The sequence below is a fragment of the Pseudomonas saudimassiliensis genome, from assembly GCF_000939975.1.
GTDB lineage: Bacteria > Pseudomonadota > Gammaproteobacteria > Pseudomonadales > Pseudomonadaceae > Halopseudomonas > Halopseudomonas saudimassiliensis.
The window spans coordinates 737,746-758,882 of the sequence record NZ_LK391969.1; the positions used below are offsets into that span (position 1 = coordinate 737,746).

Consider the following 21,137-nt stretch of genomic DNA (forward strand, 5'->3'; position numbering starts at 1 on the left):
CTACGTCAGCGCAGATAGATAAAAGCGCCATAATATACCCGATGTCACCCATCCCAGGCGAGCATTGCGCGGCAATGCGCCATTCATAGGGCGCCGCAATCCCAACGATTGGCAAACAGGGCTTGAGGACAGGCCGCTACGGCATATACTGGTGAAACATTTTCCGCAGCAACCTGGAGATAAAGTATGAAGATTGATATCGGTATCAACCAGAAGGATCGGGAAGCTATTGCCCAGGGTCTGTCCCACTTGCTGGCGGACACCTACACGCTCTACCTGAAAACCCACAATTTCCACTGGAACGTGAAGGGCCCGATGTTCCAGACCCTGCATACCATGTTCGAGACCCAGTACACCGAACTGGCCACCGCGGTCGACGAGATCGCCGAGCGTATCCGCACCCTGGGTTTCCCGGCGCCGGGTACCTACAAGGCCTTCGCCGAGCTGAGCTCCATCAAGGAAGAAGACGGCGTGCCGGAAGCGTCCGAGATGATCCGCCTGCTGGTGGAAGGCCAGGAAGCCTGCGCCCGCACTGCGCGCGAAGCCTTCCCTGCCTGTGAAAAGGCCAGCGACGAGCCCAGCGCCGACCTGCTGACCCAGCGCATGCAAGCCCATGAAAAAACCGCCTGGATGCTGCGCAGCCTGCTGGAAAAGTAACAGCCTGAACCGGGGGCGGGCACTCGTCCGCCCTTCCTTGCCTAACCCCCTCTCCTATCCTCTTTGTGACTACACCTGTTTCAGGTTAGAGTGCGCTCCCGGCCCCGGGTCTGGTGCCGGCCTTTTAAAAGCCACAGTTACAACAGGATGAATCGTTTTGAACAGTATCCGTTACCTTCATTTGATTGTCGGTCTGGCAGCCCTGCTGTCCGGCCTGTATTACAGCATGCCCTTTTTCAGCCAGAGCGGTCTCATCGACCTATCGGCCATCACCGCTTTGCTGCTGGGTCTGATCAATATCCAACAGTTCAGCCACAGTAACCGCAGCCGCTCCCCGGTCCGCAATGCACTCGCCGTACTTGGGGCGATCCTGTTGTTGGTCGGCGCGCTGATTCCGCTGGTGATCCTGCTGGCCAACCCGGCCGCTGGCGGCCTGCTGACCCTGGCGGTAGGCCTCAGCGTGGCCGCGGTCTGCCTGTTTGCCGGTCTCACCCTGACCGCCATGCTCGCCCAAAGCACGCGGCACGGCACTACCGGGCCGCGGGAAACAGGCACGGTCAAATGGTTCAATACCAGCAAGGGGTTCGGGTTCATTTCCCGGGACCAGGGCGAAGACGTGTTCGTGCACTTTCGCGCCATCCGTGGCGATGGTCATCGGGTACTACTGGAAGGCCAGCGGGTGGAGTTCATCGTGGCCCAGCGGGAAAAGGGTCTGCAGGCCGAAGACGTCGAGCCCCTCGACTGATCAGTAATGGGGCGGAGGCTGATCGTCCTCCGCATCCCCCGGCATGGATGCCGCCAGATCGGCCTGTCGGCGGGCCAGCAGTTCCAGGGCCCGCTGCAATTTTTCCAGTTCCAGCTGCTGACGGCTCACCACATCGTTCAACGCCTGAATAGTGTCATCCTGAAACGCCAGGCGTGTTTCCAGCTCATCCATTCTGGTAATCAACTGCTCACTCATTTGAACCGCTCCGCATAATCAAAGTTTGAGCTCAGCACAGTCTGCAAGCGCCGGACGCAGTTGTGCAATTGCTCTTCGGTATAAGGCACAGCAGGCAACTTCCCCCATACCGGCGCAGGCCAGGCCGGATCATGCCGATAGCGCACGACATGATGAACGTGCAGTTGGGGAACCATGTTACCCAGCGCTGCGATGTTGATCTTGTGGGCGGAGAAGGCGTCTTTCAGCGCCTCGGCCAGCAGGCAGGATTCGTCCAGCAATTGCTGCCGGTCGGCCTGATCCAACTGGAATATCTCGGCAACATCCTCCCGCCTGGGCACCAGTACAAACCACGGGTACTGGGCGTCATTGATCAATAACAGTGCACACAGGGGGAAGTCACCTATCCAAATGCCATCATTGACGAGTTGCGGATGAAGACTATACATAGAACTTCCTTTATCAAAAAAGTGTCCCATAAACCCGCCAAATAATGAGACAGGTCAAGGAAATCACGGAGGAAAACGCTAAGCTCTTGCTGTGCTTGGCAATAATACAGCAGGTCCGGAGTAGCTGAGGCCAACGAATGCAAGTCGGACGAATTTTTTTGCGTTTCGCTTTCGCATTTTTGGAACTTTGCTGCTTTACTCAATGCGATACGTTTTTGAAGAAGCTGCGCCGGGATTGTAACCAGAGCACATTCTTTATTACAGGTAAGGAGCACAGGACATGAAAGACACTGTTAAATGGGGTTCCCTCGCCTTGGCAGTCGCCGCGGCAAATGGGCTTGTTGCGACTCAGGCTGTCGCCCAGGGCGAAGGATTCGTAGAAGGTGCTACCGCCACACTGGAAAGCCGTACACTGTATTTCAACCGCGACTATCGAGATCCAGGCCAAGCCAACCAGAACACCGCCAACATGAGCCGTGCGGAAGAAGCAGCAACCGGCTTCATCTTGAACTTCCAGTCTGGTTACACCCAGGGTCCCGTTGGCTTGGGCGCGGACGTACTGGCGCTCGCCGGCATAAAGCTGGACAGCAGCGGTGGTCATAACGGCCGCCTGAACATGCTGCCCACCCGCTCGGATGGTGACACCGTTGCCGAATACGCTGAAATCCGCGGCGCGGTAAAGGCCAACATTGCAGGCGACACCACGCTGCGCTACGGCGTTCACATGGTCGAGAACCCGGTTATCAATTACGAGGACGCCCGCCTGCTGCCTAACCACTATTTCGGTTACAGCATCGCCAACACGTCCATCGACGGCCTCTTCGTTGAAGCAGGTCGCATGACCGATCGTGGTGAGATGGGAGCATCCTCACAGCGTGAAGGCGCTTTCGTTGCAGATGAAGACCAAAAGGTCGATTACCTGGGCGGCACCTACGAATTCGCCGACACCCTCAGCGCCTCGCTGTACACCTCCAAGGCCGAAGATCTGTGGAAACGTCACTTCGCTGGCATAACCCACAAAGCAGATCTGGGCAACGACCTGAGCCTGACCTCCGACCTGTCCTACTACAAGACATCGGATGACAGTGCTGCGGGTACCAACCTTGGCAGAGGGTTCGATAACAACGCCACCTCGCTGGCGGTCACCCTGGGCGCCGGTTTCCATGACTTTACCGTTGCCTATCAGCGTATGGGTGGCGATGCCGGCTTCGATTACTTCGATAGCGGTATCTATCTTGCCAACTCGGTACAGGTACTCGACTTTAACGCCGAAGACGAGCGCTCGTGGCAAGCCCGCTACGACTACGATTTCGAGGGCGTGGGCATTCCCGGCCTGACCTTCATGACTCGCTATATCACGGGTGACAATATTGCCACCGCCGATAGCCCGAGGGACTCGCGCTGGGAACGTGATACCGATATTCGCTATACAGTCCAACGCGGCTTCCTCCAGGGCGTCGATCTGGTATGGCGCAACGCGACTGTTCGGCAGCATGCCAACCTGGGCGGCGACATCGACGAAAACCGTTTGATCGCCTCCTATACCTGGAACCTGCTCTAAGCACTGCGGCCCCAGGCCAGATCAAACCCGGCTCCGGCCGGGTTTTTTCTTGCTTACCGCCCGGCTGAAAAGCCCGCCGCTGCTCCCCAGTCCGCCCTGCGGCAGGCTATACGCCGCCAGGGGACGAACGTACAATAAGCCGCATTATCCGATTCTGCTCTCAGGACCATCTCCTCCATGCGCACCAGTCAATACCTGATCTCCACCCTCAAGGAAACTCCCTCCGACGCGACCGTCATCAGCCATCAGCTGATGCTGCGCGCTGGCATGATCCGCAAGATCGCCTCGGGCCTGTACACCTGGTTGCCGATGGGCCTGCGGGTGCTGCGCAAGGTAGAAAAGGTGGTGCGCGAGGAAATGGACAGCGCCGGCGCGCTGGAAGTCCTCATGCCGGCCATCCAGCCGGCGGAACTGTGGCAGGAATCCGGCCGCTGGGAACAGTACGGCCCTGAATTGCTGCGCCTGCAGGACCGCCACGGCCGGGACTTCTGCGTGGGCCCCACCCACGAGGAAGTGATCACCGAGCTGGCGCGTAACGAGATCTCCAGCTACAAGCAGCTGCCGCTCAACCTGTACCAGATCCAGACCAAATTCCGCGACGAAATCCGTCCGCGCTTTGGCCTGATGCGCGCCCGGGAATTCACCATGAAGGATGCCTACTCCTTCCACCTGGAACAGGACTCCCTGCAGCAGACCTACGATCGCATGTACCAGGCCTACTGCAATATCTTCAGCCGCCTGGGGCTGAACTACCGCCCGGTGGTCGCCGACAACGGCTCGATCGGCGGGGAAGGCTCCCATGAATTCCATGTGCTGGCGGACTCCGGTGAGGATGCCATCGTGTTCTCCGATACCGGCACCTACGCCGCCAACATGGAAAAGGCTACCGCCCTGTTGCCCCAAGGCGAGCGCCCGGCCCCGGCCGAAGAGCTTACCCTGGTGGACACGCCGAACCAGCAGACCATCGAGTCCGTATGCGACTTCCTTGGGTTGCCCGCCGAGCGCACCGTGAAATCCCTGATCGTGCTGGGTGTTGCCAAGGAAGAAGGGGCACCCCAACCGCTGGTAGCCCTTATTCTGCGTGGTGACCACGAGCTGAACGAGATCAAGGCCGAGAATCACCCGGCCATCCACGCGCCGCTGACCTTTGCCAGCGAAGCACAGATCCAGCAAGCCATTGGCTGCAAGCCAGGCTCCATCGGGCCGATCGATTTGCCGATGCAGGTGATTGCCGACTACAGCGCGGCGCATCTCGCGGACTTCGTCTGCGGTGCCAACCAGGACGGCAAGCACCTGCGTGGCGTCAATTGGCAGCGTGATGCACGCTTCGATGAGGTCGCCGACCTGCGCAACGTGGTCGAGGGCGACGCCAGCCCGGACGGCAACGGCACCCTGGTCATCAAGCGCGGCATTGAAGTCGGGCATATCTTCCAGCTGGGTCGCAAGTACAGCGAAGCCATGCAATGCACCGTGCTCAACGAGCAGGGCAAGACCTCCACCCTGATCATGGGTTGCTATGGCATCGGCGTTTCCCGGGTGGTCGCTTCGTCCATCGAACAGAACCACGATGCCCGCGGCATTATCTGGCCGGATGCCCTGGCACCCTTCCAGGTGGTGCTGGTGCCCATGAAGATGGAAAGCTCTGACGCGGTGCGCGAAGCCACTGAGCAGCTGTACCAGGGCCTGCAGCAGGCTGGTGTCGAGGTGCTGCTGGATGACCGCGACAAGAAAGTCAGCCCCGGCATGAAATTCGCCGACATGGACCTGATCGGGATCCCACACCGCGTGGTGATCAGCGATCGCGGGCTGGCCGAAGGGCAGCTGGAGTACAAGTACCGCCGCGACCAGGACGCCTGCAACGTGCCCGCTGCCGATATGCTCGACTTCCTGATCGAACGCACCCGCTCCCAATGAGGTCTCCCGGTATGCGCCATCCGATGTTGCCCTGGGCCCTGTGGTTATGTGCGGGACTGACCTTGGTGGGTTGCAGCAGCCAACCGCAACCGCCTGGTGGCGTTGCGACTCGGGTGGAGCGGGAACTGGTCAGCCACAACCTGCTCATCGATGCCGGTGAGCAGTTGGTGCTGACCTCACCGCAGCGGACGATCCGGGTAACCGAACAGCAACTGCACCGGGTCACCGAGTTCGATGCCCGGGACCGGGTGGCCAACAGCCATGAAAGCCACCAGTCGCTGCCCTGGGACGACCAACCGGTCATCCTCATTGCCGAGGATCGGCGCTTCACCCTGCGCACCAATCATGACGGCGTGGTGCGGCTGAACCTGCTGGATGAACAGTTCATTGACCTGGACTTTACCAACCTGCGCACCATCCAGTTGGTAGCACGGGCCAACCCCACCGTGGTGGCGGAACAGACCCTGCTGATCAGCCGGGAGTTGCGCGCCGTATTGCGCGAGGCGGTCGCCCTGGTCTACGACAACCTGGAGGAAAGCGGAGTGGAACAATGGGTCTACCGGATCCACCGGCTCAACGAACTGGGTCTGGAAGAAGAATCCAACCAACTGGAAAACATGCTCATGGTGCTGACCATCGCCGACCCCGAGCTGCAGTACGAGTTTCTCCAGGCCCTGAACGCCGATCCGCGACCCTGACCATGCCCCACCGCACATGGATAGTGCTTTGCCTGGTCCTGGGCTTACCCCCGGTGGCAACGGCCGCCAACCAGCCCGCCTCACCGCCGGTCGACCCCGAGCTGCGGGCGCTGCTGATGCACACCGTCTCCCAGGCGGACAGCTTCGCTGACGCCTTCGATGCCGAAGTCTGGCTGCTGGACATGTCGACCCGCCTGCGCCATTACCTGCCCGACGAGGCTGAGCGGCTGCGCTTTCTGCAACTGGTCCACCGTGAGGCGCGGCGGGCCGGGCTCAAGCCCGACCTGGTGCTGGCAGTTATCCATGTGGAAAGCCTGTTTGATCGCTACGCCCTGTCCCGGGTGGGCGCCCAGGGCGTCATGCAGGTAATGCCATTCTGGAAGAACGAATTGGGCCGCCCGGAGGACAACCTCATCGATCTGGCGACCAACCTGCGGTACGGCTGCACTATCCTCAAATACTATCTGGATCTGGAAAAGGGCAACCTGCGCCGGGCCCTGGCACGCTACAACGGCAGCCTGGGCAGCCATCGCTACCCGGACAAGGTGCAGGAGTACTGGTATCGCTATTGGTACGTGAAGGACTGATCAGGCCAGGGTGCACGGCACGCCGCCACCGTTTATTGCATCAGTGCCAGCACCGTTTCTTCCGTCTGGGGCCCCGCCAGGCTATGCAGCAACTCGCCTTCGGGATTGAAGACATAGGTGGTCGGCAACACCTGGGGATGCTCAAGCCCGAAGCTGTCAGCAAAATCCTGGCCAACCACGGCAAAGCGGATATCCATCTCATCCGCCAGGTCGCTCAGCGCCTCGCCGGTGATGCCGTCGTAATTCACCCCCAGCACCACCACCTCGGGGTTTTCCGCCAGGTGGTTGAATTCCGGCAGCTCATGGCGGCAAGGCGCGCACCATTCCGCCCAGTAGTTGACCACCATCCAGCGGCCCTGGAGATCCGCCCTGGATAGGGTGTTGCCCTTGTGGTCCAGCCATTGCTGCTCGCCACAGCCCACCAACAGCAAGGCGGCGCCCAGCAGCATGCCGTACAGTCCTGCTCTCATGTGTTCTCCCCTGCCCCAATAGCCCTGTCGCCCTCACCCAGCCAGCTTTTCACACTGCCAGCCATGATCCGGCGACGATTATCTTCCAGTTCTACCAACGCCTTGCGCACCGCGGGATACCAGGCGCCATCGCCCTGCAGCAGCAGTGGCAGCGAGGCCACGCTCGGCAAGGCCTCCGGCATCTCCTCGATCAGCTCGACCAGCTCCATCTGGTCCAGATCCCGACTCAGCACGTAACCGCCCTGCTGCACCCGGGTGATGATGCGCCGGACTTCCAGCCAGTCGGTCAACCGCAGCCAGAGGTCTTCGGGCATCCCCCAGCCGGCGAGATTCACCCGCGCCAGAGTCACTGACCGGCCATGCTTCTGCGCCTGCAACATGACCCTGAGCAGCCCCAGCAGATAGATCAACGGCGGATAGGCCGGGCGCTGCCAGGCGGAACTGCTGCCCAGGTTGCACACCAGCTCGGCGCCAAACAGGATGATGATCCAGCTGACGTAGATCCATAACAGAAACAGCGGGAAGGCGGCGAAGGCGCCATAGATCAGCTGAAAGCTGGGGAACAGGGCCACGTAGAGGGCGAAGCTGGCCTTGGCCCCTTCGAACAGGAGCGCCACCAGCACACCGCCGGCGAGGCCGTGCTTGAGCCGCACCCGGGTGTTGGGCACCGCCACGTAGATGAGGGTGAAGGCGGCGATGCTCAGCATCAGCGGCAGCCAGCCCAGCAACCCCCGCCAGGCGGAAGCCAGCACCGCATCCCCGGACAGAAACGACAGCGACGCCAGATAGGTGCTGACGACAAATCCCGCGCCCAGCAGCAGTGGTCCCAGGCTCAATACCGCCCAGTACAGCAGGAAACTGGAAATACCCCGGCGTGGGTAGCGAATGCGCCAGATGGCATTGAAGGATTTTTCGATATTCAGCAGCATCAACAGCGCCGTTACCATCAACAACGCCACGCCAATGCCCGTCAACTGGCGCGCCTGCTGCGAAAACTCGTGGAGGTAACCGCGCAGAGCCGCCCCGGTCGATGGCACGAAATTATCGAAGATGAAGGCTTCGACCTGACCGCCGACCTGGTTGAAGGCCGGTATGGCTGCCAGCATCGCATAGGTGACGGTCATCACCGGCACCACCGCAAACAGGGTGGTATAGGTCAGCGAGGCGGCATTCTTGGCGCAGTCATCCTCCCCGAAGCGTCGGATCAGATAGCGGCAGAAATGCCATAACACTTGCAAACGACGCGGCATGTACGGGTCAGATCCTTCCACAGCGGATCAGCCTACCGGTGAAAAACCGGAGCTGGTGGTGCCCGCAGGTTGTCAATGGTCTTCAAGGGCTTAGAATAGCCTCCATACCCCGCCCCGGCCATAGCCAGGCGGACCGAATCCGACCCGAACGGAGATTGCCATGTCCAGGGTAAGCATCTATCACAACCCCCGCTGCTCCAAGTCGCGCCAGGCCCTGGCGCTGCTGGAACAGCAAGGGGATGAATTGGAGGTCATCCAGTACCTGGAGACGCCGCCCGACAGTGCCACGCTCAGCGCCCTGCTGCAGCAACTCGGGCTGTCCGCGCGGGAGCTGATGCGCAAGGGCGAGGATATCTACCAGGAACTGAGCCTGGATGATGCCGACCTGAGCGAGGCCGAGCTGGTGCAGGCGATGGCCGACTATCCTCGCCTGATTGAACGCCCCATCATCATCCGCGAGGGCAAGGCCATCATTGGCCGTCCGCCGGAGCGGGTTCTGGAGCTCTACGCATGAATGATCCCTATGTTCTGGTGCTGTACTACAGCCACAACGGTGCTACCGCGAAGATGGCCCGCCTGATCGCCGAAGGTATCGAACAGGCCGGCCTGGAAGCACGCCTGCGGACAGTGCCCAAGGTCACCACCGAGACCCGCGCCACTGCACCGGAGATCCCGGACAGCGGTGCGCTCTACTGCACCGAGGATGACCTCAAGCATTGCGCGGCGCTGGTCATGGGCAGCCCTACCCGCTTCGGCAACATGGCGGCACCGCTGAAATACTTCATCGACGGCACCAGCAGCCTGTGGCTGTCGGGAAGCCTGGCCGGCAAGCCCGCCGCCGTGTTCACCACCACCGCCAGCATGCACGGCGGCCAGGAAAGCACCCTGCTGTCCATGCAATTGCCGCTGCTGCACCACGGCATGCTGCTGGTTGGCCTGCCCTACAGCGAGGCCGCACTCACCGAGACCCGTGGCGGCGGTACGCCCTACGGCGCCAGCCATCTGGCCGGGGGCGATGGTGCACGCCCACTCGACAACCACGAGTCCGCCCTGTGCCGGGCGCTCGGCAAGCGCGTGGCCACGGTTACCCGCCAGCTGTTGGCCGGAGCCGCCCATGTCCAGAGCTGACAAGCCGCTGCCGTCCCTGAGCTACCTGCAACCGCGGATCCGGGTCAGCCGAGCGATAGCCGGCCTGGCCTACGTCGGGCTGCTGGCGTGCCTGTTTGTCTACAACGCCTTCTTTCGGGACCTGCATGGCGCCAACCCGCTGGTGATCGGTGTGTTCATGCTGATCCCGCTGCTGATCTTCCTGCCCGGGATCATCAGCGGCAACCCACGGGTGCATGCCTGGTTGTGTTTCGCCATCAACCTGTATTTCGCCTATGGCGTGCTGGCCTGCCTGCAGCCGGAGCGCCAGCTGTACGGCGCCGTCCTGGTCGGCACCAGCGTGACCTATTTCATTGCTGCATTGGGTTATGTGCGCTGGAGCTTCCAGGCGATGCGAGTGCGGTCGAACGCTACCACTGCATGACGCGTTTGACGAAGGGAATGGTCAGCCGATGCTGGGCCTGCAGGGAGGCCTGGTCCAGCTGTTCGAGGGCAGCGAACAACTCATTCATGCCCCGCGCGCCCCGACTGAGGATGTAACGGGCGACCTCGTCGGGCAACTGCAGCCCGCGCCGTTCGGCACGCAGCTTGAGCATCTGCTGCTTGCCCTCGTCATCCAGCACCTGCAGCTGGAACACCAGTCCCCAGCCCAGGCGGGAAACCAGGTCCGGCAACTGGAAGGCCAGCGCCCGCGGGGCAGCCGCAGCGGCGATCAGCAAGCGCCCCTGGCGTTGCTGGATGCGGTTATAGAGATGGAACAGCGCCTCTTCCCAGTCTTCCCGGCCCGCCAGGGTATCCAGCTCGTCCAGGCACAGCAGGTCGAATTCTTCCATGCCTTCGAGCAGGGCCGGGCCGTGGTCCAGTAGTTCTCCGAGGGGCAGATACATGGCCAGACCGCCCCGCTCCGCCATGCGGTGACAGGCGGCCTGCAACAGGTGGGAGCGACCGCTGCCGGAGGTACCCCACAGGTAGACGCACAGCTCGGCCGGCACCGCCTGGGGGTCGGCCAGCGTCTGTAACGCGGCCAGCACTGCGGCATTGGGGCCAGCGTAGTAATTGTCGAAGGTCGCCTCGTCCCTGAGCTTGACGCCCAGGGGCAGCTGCATGGGTTGGCCGGCCCGCATCAGAGCCGCTCCAACCGGCTGGCTGCGCCGTCGCGCATCGACCATGGGTTCATGATCAGCCGCGCCAGCGGAAGTACAGCGCGGGTAGCGCCGGTGCGGCAGGCGCGGCGGGGGCAGCAACCGGCTCAGGCTCGGCAACGGGCGGCTCGGCATGCAGTTCGGCGTCAGACATGGCGCCCTCGTCCAGCGCCGCGTCTGCCCCATCTACACTCTGCGACGGCGCTGCGGCGTCGGCCGGCGTGCCCAGCAAATCATCCGCAGGCGGCTCGGGCTCGGCTACCGGCTCCGGAATCCGCTGCAGACGCATATCCAGATTGATCAGCCTTTCCAGTTGGGCTTCACTGCCGGGGAAGTTCACCTGCAGCAGGACCTTGTCGCCCTCGATGGCAATCAGCCGCGGCGCCTGGGAGCCCAACTGATTGACTGAGCGCAGCAGGTTGGAATAGTCCGCTACGCTGTTGATGCCTTCCACATGCAGCTGCCAGCCGGACGCCGACTGGGTGGTGCCGGCAGCGGTCGCGTATTGAGCAAATACGGCCTTGGCCAGAGCAACCATCAGCTCATCGGCGGCCGCCTCCGCGCTACCCGAGATCCGCCCGGAAGCACTCTGATCATTCAGCCACAGCGTCCATTCGAGCTCGGCCTGCTCCGCCTGACCAGTAACCGTCAGTGCCAGGGTACCTTCGGCGGGATAACGCTCGCTGGCCGCCAGCAACTCATCCCGACTGGCCTGGCGAATCGTCTGTTCGTCGACCTGGGTCATGTCCTGCAAATCGCCCAGGGGGAAACTCAGCGCTACGCCCCGATGATCCGCCGCCGCCTTGAGCGTCAGCGCCCAGGGACTCACCGGACTGAGGGTGCGGTCACCCAACTCGCCAGCTTCCACCGCCCAGAGCAGGATACCCGGGCGGTTGCGCCCCAGGGTCGGTACGCCCGCGTCGCGCACCAGCGCGTTCAATGCCTCGGGCTCGAACTCGACGCGAACCTTGCCGTCTGCCGAGCCGATACGGCGCATGACCTCCTGCGGGTTTTGCAGCGCGCCAGCCAGGGGCCCGCTGCGCAGTGCCTTGTCATCGCCTACCAGGCGCTGCAACATCACCTGGGTTGCGGCCCGCAGCGCATCCTCGCGACTCTGATCCTCAGCCTGGATTACCTCTACCCGATAAAGGTCGTCCAATACCGCGGCATTGAGGCTGAACGGTGCCAGCGCAGCAACACACCACAGAAGCAGCCGGATTCTTTGCATGAAACGCATGGGTAATTCCATCTGGTGATTGCCACAGCCAACGCCCGAATAGCGCTGAAACAACGGCTCCGAAGCGCATACATTAAACAAGCACTGGATCGGCAGCAACCGCCGAGGTGCAAACTAGCACGAGCATGGTCGCCCGCGTGATGAATTGGTACACTAGCGCGCTCCCCACTTTGATCACTCGAGACCCCACGCATGAGCAGCCAGAAGCCCGCCAAGCCCTCCATCAGCTACAAGGACGCCGGGGTCGACATCGACGCCGGCAACGCGCTTGTAGATCGCATCAAACATGTCGCCAAACGCACTGCGCGCCCGGAAGTCATGGGTGGCCTGGGTGGCTTTGGTGCGCTGTGTGAGATCCCGGCCGGCTACCGGCAGCCGGTGCTGGTCTCGGGCACCGATGGCGTTGGTACCAAGTTGCGCCTGGCAATGGACCTGAACAAGCACGACCAGATCGGTATCGACCTGGTGGCCATGTGCGTGAACGACCTGGTGGTGTGCGGCGCCGAGCCGCTGTTCTTCCTCGACTACTATGCCACCGGCAAACTCAATGTAGACGTTGCTGCCCAGGTGGTAACCGGCATCGGCGCTGGCTGTGAACTGGCCGGTTGCGCCCTGGTGGGTGGTGAGACCGCGGAAATGCCCGGCATGTACGAGGGCGACGATTACGACCTGGCTGGCTTCTGCGTCGGCGTGGTGGAAAAGGCCGACATCATCGACGGCACCAAGGTGCAGCCCGGTGACGTATTGCTGGCGCTGCCCTCCTCCGGCCCCCATTCCAACGGCTATTCGCTGATCCGCAAGATCATCGAAGTCGCCGGCGCCGATATCGGCAGCGTGCAGTTGGACGGCCAGCCGCTGACCGAGCTGCTGATGGCGCCCACCCGCATCTACGTCAAGGCGCTGCTGCAATTGATCAAGCAGACCGGCGCGGTCAAGGCCATGGCCCACATCACCGGCGGTGGCCTGCTGGAGAACATTCCCCGCGTGCTGCCCGCAGGGGCCAGCGCCAGTATCGACCTGAGCAGCTGGCAGCGCCCGGCGGTGTTCAACTGGCTGCAGGAGCAGGGCAACGTGGACGAAACCGAGATGCACCGCGTGCTCAACTGCGGCGTCGGCATGGTCATCTGCGTGGCCGCCGACCAGGCGGATGCCGCCCTGCAGGTATTGCAGGACGCCGGCGAACAACCCTGGGTCATCGGCAGCATTGAAACCGCCGACGCCAGCGGCGAGGCGGTTGTACTGCGTAACGGTCGCGGATGAGTTGCCGCATCGTCGTCCTGATCTCCGGATCAGGCAGCAACCTGCAGGCTTTCATCGATACCCTGCACCGCCAGCAGGCTGATATCGTCGCGGTGATCTCCAACCGCGCCGATGCCTTCGGCCTGGAGCGCGCCGCCAACGCCGATATTCCCACCGCCGTGCTCGATCATCGCGATTACGCTGATCGAGCCAGCTACGACCAGGCCCTGGCGGCGCTGATCGACACCTTTGCCCCGGACCTGGTGATCCTGGCCGGCTTCATGCGCATCCTCAGCGCCGGCTTCGTCCAGCACTACCAGGGCCGGCTGCTGAATATCCACCCGTCACTGCTGCCCAAATATACCGGTCTGCATACCCACCAGCGGGCGCTGGCGGCGGGCGACAAGGAACATGGCGCCACGGTGCACTTTGTCACCGAGGAGCTCGACGGCGGCCCGGCCATCCTGCAATCGCACGTGCCGGTGCTGGCCGACGATACTCCCGACACGCTCGCGGAGCGGGTGCGGGTTACGGAGCACAGACTCTATCCGCTGGCTGCTATGCTCTATGCCAGTGGTCGCCTGCGGTTGAAGGACGGCCAAGCATGCCTGGATGGCACACCCATCGCGTCCTGCGGCCTCAGGCTGGATCAATTCGAAACAGATACGCGAGGTCACTTGCATGATTGACAGCAGTTCGCTCTTGTCCCGCCCCGGCCGCTGGTTGGCTGCCGCGGTACTGGCCCTCGGCAGCACCCTGGTCAGCGCACAGGAACTGGTTCCCTTCACTGCCAGCTATGCCGCGGACATGAAGAAGATCCCGGTCAACGGTGAAGCCACCCACAGCCTGCAGGCCAATGAGGACGGTACCTGGACCCTGTCCTTCCACGCCGGCATGTTCGTTGCCCGGCTCACCGAGGAAAGTCGCCTGCGGCTGGACGGGGATCAACTCGTACCCCTCAGTTACCGCTACGAACGCAAGGGCCTCGGCCGTGGCCGCGTGACCACCCAGACCTTCGACTGGGAGGCGGGCCTGGTAACCGGCGAGCACAAGAAGGACGCCTTCAGCCTGCCCACCGAACCCGGACTACTCGACCGCACCACCTATCAGTTGGCACTGCAGCGCGACCTGATGGCGGGCAAGAAAGAGATGCAATATCGCGTGTTTGATGAGGATGAGGTCGAAGAGTACCGCTTCCGCGTCACCGGTGAACGACGCGTCACCACCCGCGCCGGGCAATTCGACGCCGTCGAGGTTGAGCGGGTCCGCGAGCCCGATGCCAAGCGGGAAACAACACTGTGGTTCGCCAAGGACTGGCAGTATCTGCTGGTGCGCCTGAGCCAGGTGGAAACCGATGGGCAGCATTACCAGATCATGCTCAAGGAAGCGACGCTGAATGGCGAGCCGGTGATCGGTACGCCCATCAGCGCCAACTGAAACGGTTGATTATCGGCAATGGCGCCAGCGACGCCATTGCCTGATGCCTCAGAGCAATGCCCAGCCCAGCAGTACGCTCATCTCCACCAGTTCGACCAGCGCACCGGCGGTATCACCGGTGGTGCCACCCAATCGCTCACGCAAATAGTGCCGTACCACCGTCCACACCAGTATCGCCACCAGAACACCCAATAACCCGGTCCAACCGCACAGCAGCATGGCCAGTGCATGTAGGGCCAACAGTGCCGGGAGACTGCGTCTGGGCATATGGTCGCTCAGCATCTGCCCCATGCCGCCGGGCCGCACATAGGACGTGGTGAGCAGCAACAGTGGCAAAACCCAACGACCCAGCCAGGGCGCCAGCAGCAGTACTACCCACTGCCCTGCTTCCAGCAGCGCCACCAGCGCCGCCCATTTCAGCAGTAACAGCAGCACCAGGCTGATCACACCGATCGGCCCACAGGCCGGGTCCTTCATGATCTCCAGGGTGCGCTCGCGATCACCGTAGCCGCCCACCCAGGCATCAGCGGTATCGGCCAAGCCATCCAGGTGCAGGCCACCGCTGAGCCAGACCCAAGCAGCCAGCAGCAGCGCCGCCTGCAGCGACACGGCAACACTACTGGTCAGCGCGTACCCGAGCAGCAGCAGACCGCCGATCAACAATCCGACAAAAGGGTACCAGAGCAGCGAACGGCCGGTTTCAGTCGGAGTCGGCACGCCCGGCAGGCGAACCGGCAGGCGCGTCAAAAACTGCAGTGCTATCAGCAGGGGCATTCGTGCAGCGCTCCGTTGGTGTCTCGTTGCAGCCGCAGCCGCTGGCCGTGCCCGATCTCCACCTGCAGCAATTGATCCCGCGGCAGCCCCCGAGCCCTGGCCGCCAACAACCGTATCACTCCCCCATGGGTCACCAGCAGCAGGCGCTCCCCTGCACGGCGCTGGTACAGCGCATCTATGAGATTCGTCACCCGCTGATCGAACAGCTCCATTCGCTCCCCGCCGGGCGGAGTGAAGCCGTATGGCGACGCCCAGAAGCGACCCAGGTCCTCAGCGCAGATATCCATCAGCTCCGCAGCATGGCGGCCCTCCCACTCACCGAAATGTAACTCACGCAGGTCATCCTCCAGTACCAGCGGCAGGTGGCACTCTCTGGCCAGTTCAAAGGCAAAGTCGGCGCAGCGGCGCAGGGGAGAACTGATGATCGCGTCCCAGTCCCCCCACTCCTTCGTCGCCTCGCGCATCTGCTGCCAGCCACTGGGCGTGAGCTGGTCATCCAGACTGCCACGGAAGCCACCACCCAGCTCGGTCTCGCCGTGGCGCAATAGATCCAGTGTCAGCATGCCGCGGGGCCTGCCGCCACTGCCGCCTCGGCAAAGGTAGCCATGCCATTATGCAGGGCACAGGCCATGCGCAGGAGCGGTACTGCCGCAGCAGCTCCGGTACCCTCGCCCAGCCGCATACCCACGTCGAGCAGCGGCTCACCAGCCAGACCGGCCAGCACCCCAACATGGCCTGGCTCGGCACTGCGGTGGCCGAACAGCATCCAGTCCCGGCATGACGGATTGAGCCGCACGGCGCAGAGCGCCGCCGTAGAGCATATAAAGCCATCCACCAAGACCGGCAGCCCCTGCTGGGCCGCCGCTAGATAGGCGCCAGCGATGGCCGCAATTTCCAGCCCGCCGAGTCGGCACAGAACATCTTGCGCGTTGGCACAATGGGGTTGATGCAGCAACAACGCTGCTTCGATCACCGCCGTCTTGTGCCGCAGGCCTTCGGCGTCCAGGCCCGTACCGGGACCGACCAGCTCGGCAGCCGGCCGCCCAAGCAGCAGGCTGGCCATGGCACAGGCGGGGGTGGTGTTGCCGATGCCCATTTCGCCGGCGATGAACAATTGGGCGCCCTGCTCGACCGCATCCAGCACCGCCTGACGCCCGGCCAGCAGCGCTTGCTCACACAGCTGCGGTGTGAGAGCAGGCTCGTGCAGCAGGTTGGCGCTGCCCCGCGCAAGATTGAGATGGTGCACACCGGGTAGCGGCTCGATTGGCACCGCCAGCCCGAGATCGCGCAGATCCAGCGTCGCGCCCAGCTCCCGCGCGATCACACTGATTGCAGCACCGCCATTGGCGAAGTTGCGCAGCATCTGCCCGGTTACCGCCTGTGGCACGGTGGAAACCCTTTCCACCGCCACGCCATGGTCCGCTGCGAACACACTGATCCATACCCGCCGCAGCTGCGGTGCCGGGACGCCCTGCAGGCCTGCCAATTGAATGGCCACCTGCTCCAGCTGCCCCAGCGCTCCCTGGGGCTTGGTCAAGCGGGTTTGCCGCAGTCTGGCCTGCTCCCGCACTGTCGCATTGATCGGCGCAGCCGGCTCCTGCCACCACTCTGTGCGCATCATCGTCTCCTGATCATTTTCCGTTGATTGTCGGGCCACCCTTGAGCAGCATCGTCAGACCGGCCACACAGAACTGCACTCGGTCAGCACGCCGGGCCAGCTCCTGGTGCAGCCAACCGGCCTCATCCACATAGCGCCGGCTCAGCTCACCGAGCGGAACCACCCCGAGGCCGGTTTCGTTGCTCACCATGATCAGGTGTCCAGGCAGGTCGTCGAGCGCTACCAGCAATTGCCGGCGCTCGTCTTCCAAACGTTGCGATCGGTCATTGAGCAGCAGATTGGTCACCCACAAGGTCAGGCAGTCGACCAGCAGGCAGCGCCCCGGCGCAGCCTGCTCGCGCAGCACCTTCGCGAGCTCAAGTGGTTCCTCCAGCAGCCGCCAATGGGCAGGACGCTGCTGTTGGTGGTGGCGGATGCGCTCGCGCATCTCATCATCCAGCGGCTGGCTGGTAGCGACGTAGACCACCTCAAGCCCCGAGGCCGATGCCAGCTGTTCAGCCAGCCGGCTCTTGCCGGAGCGTGCCCCGCCCAATATGAGGTCAATCAAGAGGTAGCCCCCCGCAAACGTGTGAGCGCTGCCAGACGGCAGGCTGAAAGCAGGCGCAGACTAGAAGTTTTCAGCAGGCAAGTAAAGGCGGGAACAAGCTGACGGGCATTGCAGCGCCTCTCGGCGCCGCAATGGTAGTACAGAGCTTAACCGATGAACTTCTCGCCCGCTTCGGCACGCTTGACCAGGCCCGCGGCCGGCTTCCAGAACTCGCCCTGACGGGCTTCCAGCTCACGAATCTGCTCAAGCACCACGTCCAGCCCCAGGCTGTCGGCATAGGCCATCGGCCCGCCGCGCTCAGCCGGGAAACCGTAGCCGAACCGGTATACCCGGTCGATATCCTCGGCGCTTTCAGCGAAGCCCTCGTCCAGGATGCGCGCGCCTTCGTTGACCAGTGCCAGGATGCAGCGCTGGACGATTTCCTCGTCACTCACCTCACGCGCTGTGTAGCCGGCTTCTTCGGCCACTTCACGGGCCATCATGTCGGTTTCCGGATCATGGATTGCCTGGCGGCTACCCGGCTCGTAGCGATAGAAACCATGGCCACTCTTCTGGCCGAACCGCTCCATTTCACACAGGCGGTTGTCCAGCCACACAATCGGCTCGCCGCGGCCCAGCCCGGCCAGCTGCCGCGAGCGCCAGCCCAGATCCACCCCAACCACGTCGTACATGCGGTACGGCCCCATGGCCATGCCAAAGCCCTGCAGGGCCTGGTCCACCTGCCATGGAGTAGCGCCTTCGAGTACCACTTCGCGGGACTGGCGCGAATACATGGACAGCATGCGGTTACCGATGAAGCCGTGGCAGTTACCGGCCAGCACTGCCTCCTTGCCGATCTTCTTGCCGACCGCCAGGCAAGCGTCCAGCACATCCTGGGCGGTCGCCTTGCCGCGCACCACTTCCAGCAGCTTCATGATGTGCGCGGGGCTGAAGAAATGCAGGCCCAGCACCTGGGCGGGACGACCGGTAGCCGAGGCAATCTCGTCGATGTCCAGGTAGGAGGTGTTGGTCGCCAGGATGGCGGACGGCTTAACCGCCTTGTCCAGCTCGGCAAAGATGGTCTTCTTCAGGTCCATGTTTTCATAGACAGCTTCAACCACCAGGTCCATGTCGGCCAGGGCGGCGTAGTCCTGGGTGGTGGTAATGCGCTTGACCCGCGCTTCGGCCTCGGCCTCGTCGAACCGCTGCTGGGCTACCGAGCGCTTGTATACGTTGGCGATTTCGACCAGGCCCTTCTCCAGCATCTCGCCGTTGACGTCCAGCCAGACCACCGGGTAGCCGGCGTTGACGAAGTTCATGACAATGCCGCGCCCCATGGTACCAGCACCTATTACCCCTACCTGCTTGATGTCTTCAAACGAAGCCATGACCACCTCTCCAGAATCATTGTGTTTGTGCGCCGGGCCGGGCTTACAGAGCCTTGCCGGCGGGACCGAACGGTCCATTACCTTACGCAAAACACGGAGCGATGAAAAACGAAACCCGCCGATAAGCGGCATTCAGGATATGAATATTCGCCGCCCCCAGAACTGGCTCGATGATGAGGCGAAGCGGCTGGCGCGAACATTTTCCGTTAGCCTTTCGGTACAATGGCGCCGCAGTATCGGATCCCCCGGTTCTCATTGCTATAAGTCGTTCAATGTCCAGATCCAGTCGTACCCTAGCGCTTTGCCTGATCGTCTTTCTGTTCCCATCCATTCTGTCTGCCGCCCCGTCCTCCTTCGAGGCCGCCAAGATCCTGGCCCGCCAGCAGGTGTACCACGACCGTAACGACCACGGCAGTTTCTACTGTGGTTGCAGCTGGGAGTGGGTCGGCCGCTCCGGCGGGCGGGTGGATGCCAGCAGCTGCGGCTATCGCACCCGCGCCCAACCCAACCGGGCCGAGCGTATCGAGTGGGAGCACATAGTGCCGGCCTCGCTGTTTGGCCAGCAGCGCCAATGCTGGCAGCAGGGTGGCCGCAGCAATTGCAAGAAAACCGATCCGGTGTTCAGTGCCATGGAAGCGGACCTGCACAACCTGACGCCGGCCATTGGCGAGGTCAACGCCGACCGCAGCAATTACCGCTTTGGTGTGCTGCCGGGCACGACCTACCAACATGGCCAGTGCGATTTCAAGGTGGAATTCGCCGAGCGGACCGTGGAGCCACGGGATGCGGTAAAAGGCCAGGTCGCGCGCGTCTGGTTCTACATGCACGATCACTACGACCTGACTATGTCGAGCCAGCAGCAGCGCCTGTTAATGGCCTGGGATCGGCAGCGCCCGGTGACCGCCTGGGAGCAGGAGCGCAACCAGCGCATCAGCCGGGTGATGGGGCATGACAACCCCTTCGTCACCGGCGAGCGGCAGTGGGTGCTGAATCACCGCAACAGCGGCGCGGGGGTGGTTCCGCCGCAGGCCAAACCCAGCAGTACAGCACCGGCGGCGGAGCGCCGCATCATCGGCAATCGCAACAGCAAGGTGTACCACCTGCCCCAGGGCTGCCCCGGCTACAGCCAGGTAGCCGAGCGCAATATCGTCTGGTTCGCCAGCGAGGCCCAGGCCCGCGACAGCGGTTTTCGGCGGGCGGGCAATTGCCGGTGATCAGCTTTCCGGGTCCTTGTCGCCGACGTCCTTCCCCTCTTCGGAGGCATGTTCGATCACGGCATTGATCACAGCGCCCAGCAGCAGCACCGCCGAAGAAATATAGAAGAACAGCAGCAAGACGATGATCGCCCCGATGCTGCCGTAGGTGGCGTTGTAGTCGGCAAAGTTCTGCACGTAGATGCCGAAGCCGATCGACGCCGCCAGCCAGACGATTACCGCGATCACCGAGCCCGGGGTGATGAAGCGAAAGTCCTGCTTCACGTCAGGCATGGCGTAGTAGATCAACGCAACGGCCAGCATCAACAGCAGCACCGCCACCGGCCAGCGCACCCAGCTCCAGACCACCACCAGCAGTTGCTCCAGCCCGACCTGCCCCGCCAGCCAGGTCATTATCTTCGGACCCAGGGTCATCAAGCCTGCCGCCAGCAACAGCATCAGCGCGATGCCGATGGTATAGAGCACCGACAGCAGCATGAGCTTCCACCCGGGGCGCCCTTCCTCCACGGCATACACCTTGTTTAACGCATTCATCAGCGAACGGACACCGATCGAGGCCGTCCAGAGCGCCAGCAGAATACCGAAGGAGACCAGGCCGCCCTGGCTCTGCTGCAACTGATCAATGACCGGATTAACCTGCTCCAGCGCCATCGGCGGCAGGACCAACGCCGCCTGCCCCCGCAACCAATCGAAGAAATCCGGCAGATGCAGAAAGCCCAGCAGCGCCATCAGGAAGAGTACGAAGGGGAAGATCGAAAACAACGCGCGATACGCCAATGCCGCCGCATAGGTCGACAGATCGTGTTCGTTGAATACCTTGATGGTCCGCTTGACCAAGGTAAATATGCCAACCCGAACTTTCAAAAAGGCCATGCCCACCCCCTTTCACAGTGTCTCTTCAGTGGGACGGCGCCTGGCAGCAAAAGTTT

25 protein-coding genes are annotated in these 21,137 nt (G+C 62.6%); 13 read left to right on the top strand and 12 right to left on the bottom strand.

Going from position 1 to position 21,137, the window contains the following annotated elements:
• The first annotated feature begins 186 nt into the window (after positions 1–186).
• Positions 187–657 (top strand): Dps family protein, encoded by a 471-nt coding sequence (locus tag VG99_RS03520; protein WP_044498342.1) that lies wholly within the window; start codon positions 187–189, stop codon positions 655–657.
• Between the two features lie 157 nt (positions 658–814).
• Positions 815–1,402, top strand: coding sequence for a cold-shock protein (locus VG99_RS16350; RefSeq protein ID WP_052508684.1), 588 nt, complete (start codon positions 815–817; stop codon positions 1,400–1,402).
• Here VG99_RS16350 and VG99_RS03530 read toward each other — a convergent pair whose 3' ends face one another.
• Both VG99_RS03530 and VG99_RS03535 read right to left on the bottom strand, forming a co-directional pair.
• Positions 1,403–1,618 (bottom strand): SlyX family protein, encoded by a 216-nt coding sequence (locus VG99_RS03530; protein WP_044498343.1) that lies wholly within the window; start codon positions 1,616–1,618, stop codon positions 1,403–1,405. It lies immediately after the preceding gene.
• Positions 1,615–2,046 (bottom strand): HIT domain-containing protein, encoded by a 432-nt coding sequence (locus VG99_RS03535; protein WP_044498344.1) that lies wholly within the window; start codon positions 2,044–2,046, stop codon positions 1,615–1,617. The genes VG99_RS03530 and VG99_RS03535 overlap by 4 nt, the downstream gene beginning before the upstream one ends.
• 280 nt (positions 2,047–2,326) lie before the next feature.
• Between VG99_RS03535 and VG99_RS03540 the strand changes: the two genes are divergently transcribed.
• The 4 genes from VG99_RS03540 (at position 2,327) to VG99_RS03555 (ending at position 6,806) form a co-directional block, all read left to right on the top strand.
• A complete protein-coding gene (locus tag VG99_RS03540; RefSeq protein WP_044498345.1) occupies positions 2,327–3,607 on the top strand; it encodes an OprD family porin in 1,281 nt (426 codons plus the stop codon).
• Positions 3,608–3,784: 177 nt separating this feature from the next.
• Complete coding sequence (locus VG99_RS03545; RefSeq protein WP_044498346.1) at positions 3,785–5,521, top strand: proline--tRNA ligase; 1,737 nt, start codon at positions 3,785–3,787, stop codon at positions 5,519–5,521.
• 11 nt (positions 5,522–5,532) lie between these two features.
• Positions 5,533–6,219, top strand: a complete 687-nt coding sequence (locus VG99_RS03550; RefSeq protein WP_044498347.1) for a hypothetical protein — start codon at positions 5,533–5,535, stop codon at positions 6,217–6,219.
• Between the two features lie 2 nt (positions 6,220–6,221).
• Positions 6,222–6,806, top strand: a complete 585-nt coding sequence (locus tag VG99_RS03555; RefSeq protein WP_044498348.1) for a lytic transglycosylase domain-containing protein — start codon at positions 6,222–6,224, stop codon at positions 6,804–6,806.
• Between the two features lie 32 nt (positions 6,807–6,838).
• On the opposite strand, the gene VG99_RS03560 is transcribed toward VG99_RS03555, so the two are convergent.
• Both VG99_RS03560 and VG99_RS03565 read right to left on the bottom strand, forming a co-directional pair.
• Positions 6,839–7,276 carry a TlpA family protein disulfide reductase gene (locus VG99_RS03560; RefSeq protein ID WP_044498349.1) on the bottom strand — a complete coding sequence of 146 codons (438 nt, stop codon included), beginning with the start codon at positions 7,274–7,276 and terminating at the stop codon, positions 6,839–6,841.
• Positions 7,273–8,526 carry a YihY family inner membrane protein gene (locus tag VG99_RS03565; protein ID WP_044498350.1) on the bottom strand — a complete coding sequence of 418 codons (1,254 nt, stop codon included), beginning with the start codon at positions 8,524–8,526 and terminating at the stop codon, positions 7,273–7,275. The genes VG99_RS03560 and VG99_RS03565 overlap by 4 nt, the downstream gene beginning before the upstream one ends.
• Before the next feature lie 160 nt (positions 8,527–8,686).
• On the opposite strand from VG99_RS03565, the gene arsC reads away from it, so the two are divergent.
• From arsC to VG99_RS03580, 3 genes are read left to right on the top strand one after another with little or no spacing between them, the layout of a single operon-like run.
• The gene (gene arsC, locus VG99_RS03570) at positions 8,687–9,040 is read left to right on the top strand and encodes an arsenate reductase (glutaredoxin) (protein WP_044498351.1); all 354 of its coding nucleotides are present in this window, start codon (positions 8,687–8,689) and stop codon (positions 9,038–9,040) included.
• A complete protein-coding gene (gene wrbA, locus VG99_RS03575) occupies positions 9,037–9,654 on the top strand; it encodes an NAD(P)H:quinone oxidoreductase (RefSeq protein WP_044498352.1) in 618 nt (205 codons plus the stop codon). The genes arsC and wrbA overlap by 4 nt, the downstream gene beginning before the upstream one ends.
• Positions 9,641–10,057 carry a DUF2069 domain-containing protein gene (locus VG99_RS03580; RefSeq protein WP_044498353.1) on the top strand — a complete coding sequence of 139 codons (417 nt, stop codon included), beginning with the start codon at positions 9,641–9,643 and terminating at the stop codon, positions 10,055–10,057. Before wrbA ends, VG99_RS03580 begins: the two co-directional genes overlap by 14 nt.
• Here VG99_RS03580 and hda read toward each other — a convergent pair.
• Together hda and VG99_RS03590 are read right to left on the bottom strand one after the other, a co-directional pair.
• Positions 10,044–10,757, bottom strand: a complete 714-nt coding sequence (gene hda / locus VG99_RS03585; RefSeq protein ID WP_044501416.1) for a DnaA regulatory inactivator Hda — start codon at positions 10,755–10,757, stop codon at positions 10,044–10,046. The genes VG99_RS03580 and hda overlap by 14 nt on opposite strands.
• Positions 10,758–10,812: 55 nt before the next feature.
• A complete protein-coding gene (locus tag VG99_RS03590) occupies positions 10,813–12,012 on the bottom strand; it encodes a DUF2066 domain-containing protein (protein ID WP_044498354.1) in 1,200 nt (399 codons plus the stop codon).
• Positions 12,013–12,204: 192 nt separating this feature from the next.
• Here VG99_RS03590 and purM point away from each other — a divergent pair, with 192 nt between their 5' ends.
• The 3 genes from purM to VG99_RS03605 are packed head-to-tail and all read left to right on the top strand — an operon-like array spanning position 12,205 to position 14,688.
• Positions 12,205–13,272 carry a phosphoribosylformylglycinamidine cyclo-ligase gene (purM, locus tag VG99_RS03595; protein ID WP_044498355.1) on the top strand — a complete coding sequence of 356 codons (1,068 nt, stop codon included), beginning with the start codon at positions 12,205–12,207 and terminating at the stop codon, positions 13,270–13,272.
• Positions 13,269–13,940 carry a phosphoribosylglycinamide formyltransferase gene (gene purN / locus VG99_RS03600; RefSeq protein ID WP_044498356.1) on the top strand — a complete coding sequence of 224 codons (672 nt, stop codon included), beginning with the start codon at positions 13,269–13,271 and terminating at the stop codon, positions 13,938–13,940. Before purM ends, purN begins: the two co-directional genes overlap by 4 nt.
• Positions 13,933–14,688 carry a DUF3108 domain-containing protein gene (locus tag VG99_RS03605; protein WP_044498357.1) on the top strand — a complete coding sequence of 252 codons (756 nt, stop codon included), beginning with the start codon at positions 13,933–13,935 and terminating at the stop codon, positions 14,686–14,688. Before purN ends, VG99_RS03605 begins: the two co-directional genes overlap by 8 nt.
• A gap of 48 nt (positions 14,689–14,736) precedes the next feature.
• On the opposite strand, the gene VG99_RS03610 is transcribed toward VG99_RS03605, so the two are convergent.
• From VG99_RS03610 to VG99_RS03630, 5 genes are all read right to left on the bottom strand, one after another.
• Positions 14,737–15,462, bottom strand: coding sequence for an adenosylcobinamide-GDP ribazoletransferase (locus tag VG99_RS03610; RefSeq protein ID WP_044498358.1), 726 nt, complete (start codon positions 15,460–15,462; stop codon positions 14,737–14,739).
• On the bottom strand, positions 15,450–16,025 hold the full coding sequence (cobC, locus tag VG99_RS03615; RefSeq protein WP_044498359.1) for an alpha-ribazole phosphatase family protein: 576 nt from the start codon (positions 16,023–16,025) through the stop codon (positions 15,450–15,452). Before cobC ends, VG99_RS03610 begins: the two co-directional genes overlap by 13 nt.
• Complete coding sequence (gene cobT / locus VG99_RS03620) at positions 16,019–17,080, bottom strand: nicotinate-nucleotide--dimethylbenzimidazole phosphoribosyltransferase (RefSeq protein WP_044498360.1); 1,062 nt, start codon at positions 17,078–17,080, stop codon at positions 16,019–16,021. Before cobT ends, cobC begins: the two co-directional genes overlap by 7 nt.
• Before the next feature lie 13 nt (positions 17,081–17,093).
• A complete protein-coding gene (gene cobU / locus VG99_RS03625) occupies positions 17,094–17,627 on the bottom strand; it encodes a bifunctional adenosylcobinamide kinase/adenosylcobinamide-phosphate guanylyltransferase (RefSeq protein ID WP_044498361.1) in 534 nt (177 codons plus the stop codon).
• A gap of 146 nt (positions 17,628–17,773) precedes the next feature.
• Positions 17,774–18,994, bottom strand: a complete 1,221-nt coding sequence (locus tag VG99_RS03630) for a 3-hydroxyacyl-CoA dehydrogenase (RefSeq protein ID WP_044498362.1) — start codon at positions 18,992–18,994, stop codon at positions 17,774–17,776.
• Positions 18,995–19,266: 272 nt separating this feature from the next.
• On the opposite strand from VG99_RS03630, the gene VG99_RS03635 reads away from it, so the two are divergent.
• Complete coding sequence (locus VG99_RS03635) at positions 19,267–20,208, top strand: endonuclease (RefSeq protein WP_044498363.1); 942 nt, start codon at positions 19,267–19,269, stop codon at positions 20,206–20,208.
• Here the strand turns inward: VG99_RS03635 and VG99_RS03640 are convergent, their stop codons facing one another.
• On the bottom strand, positions 20,209–21,081 hold the full coding sequence (locus tag VG99_RS03640; protein WP_044498364.1) for a YihY/virulence factor BrkB family protein: 873 nt from the start codon (positions 21,079–21,081) through the stop codon (positions 20,209–20,211).
• Positions 21,082–21,137: the final 56 nt, after the last annotated feature.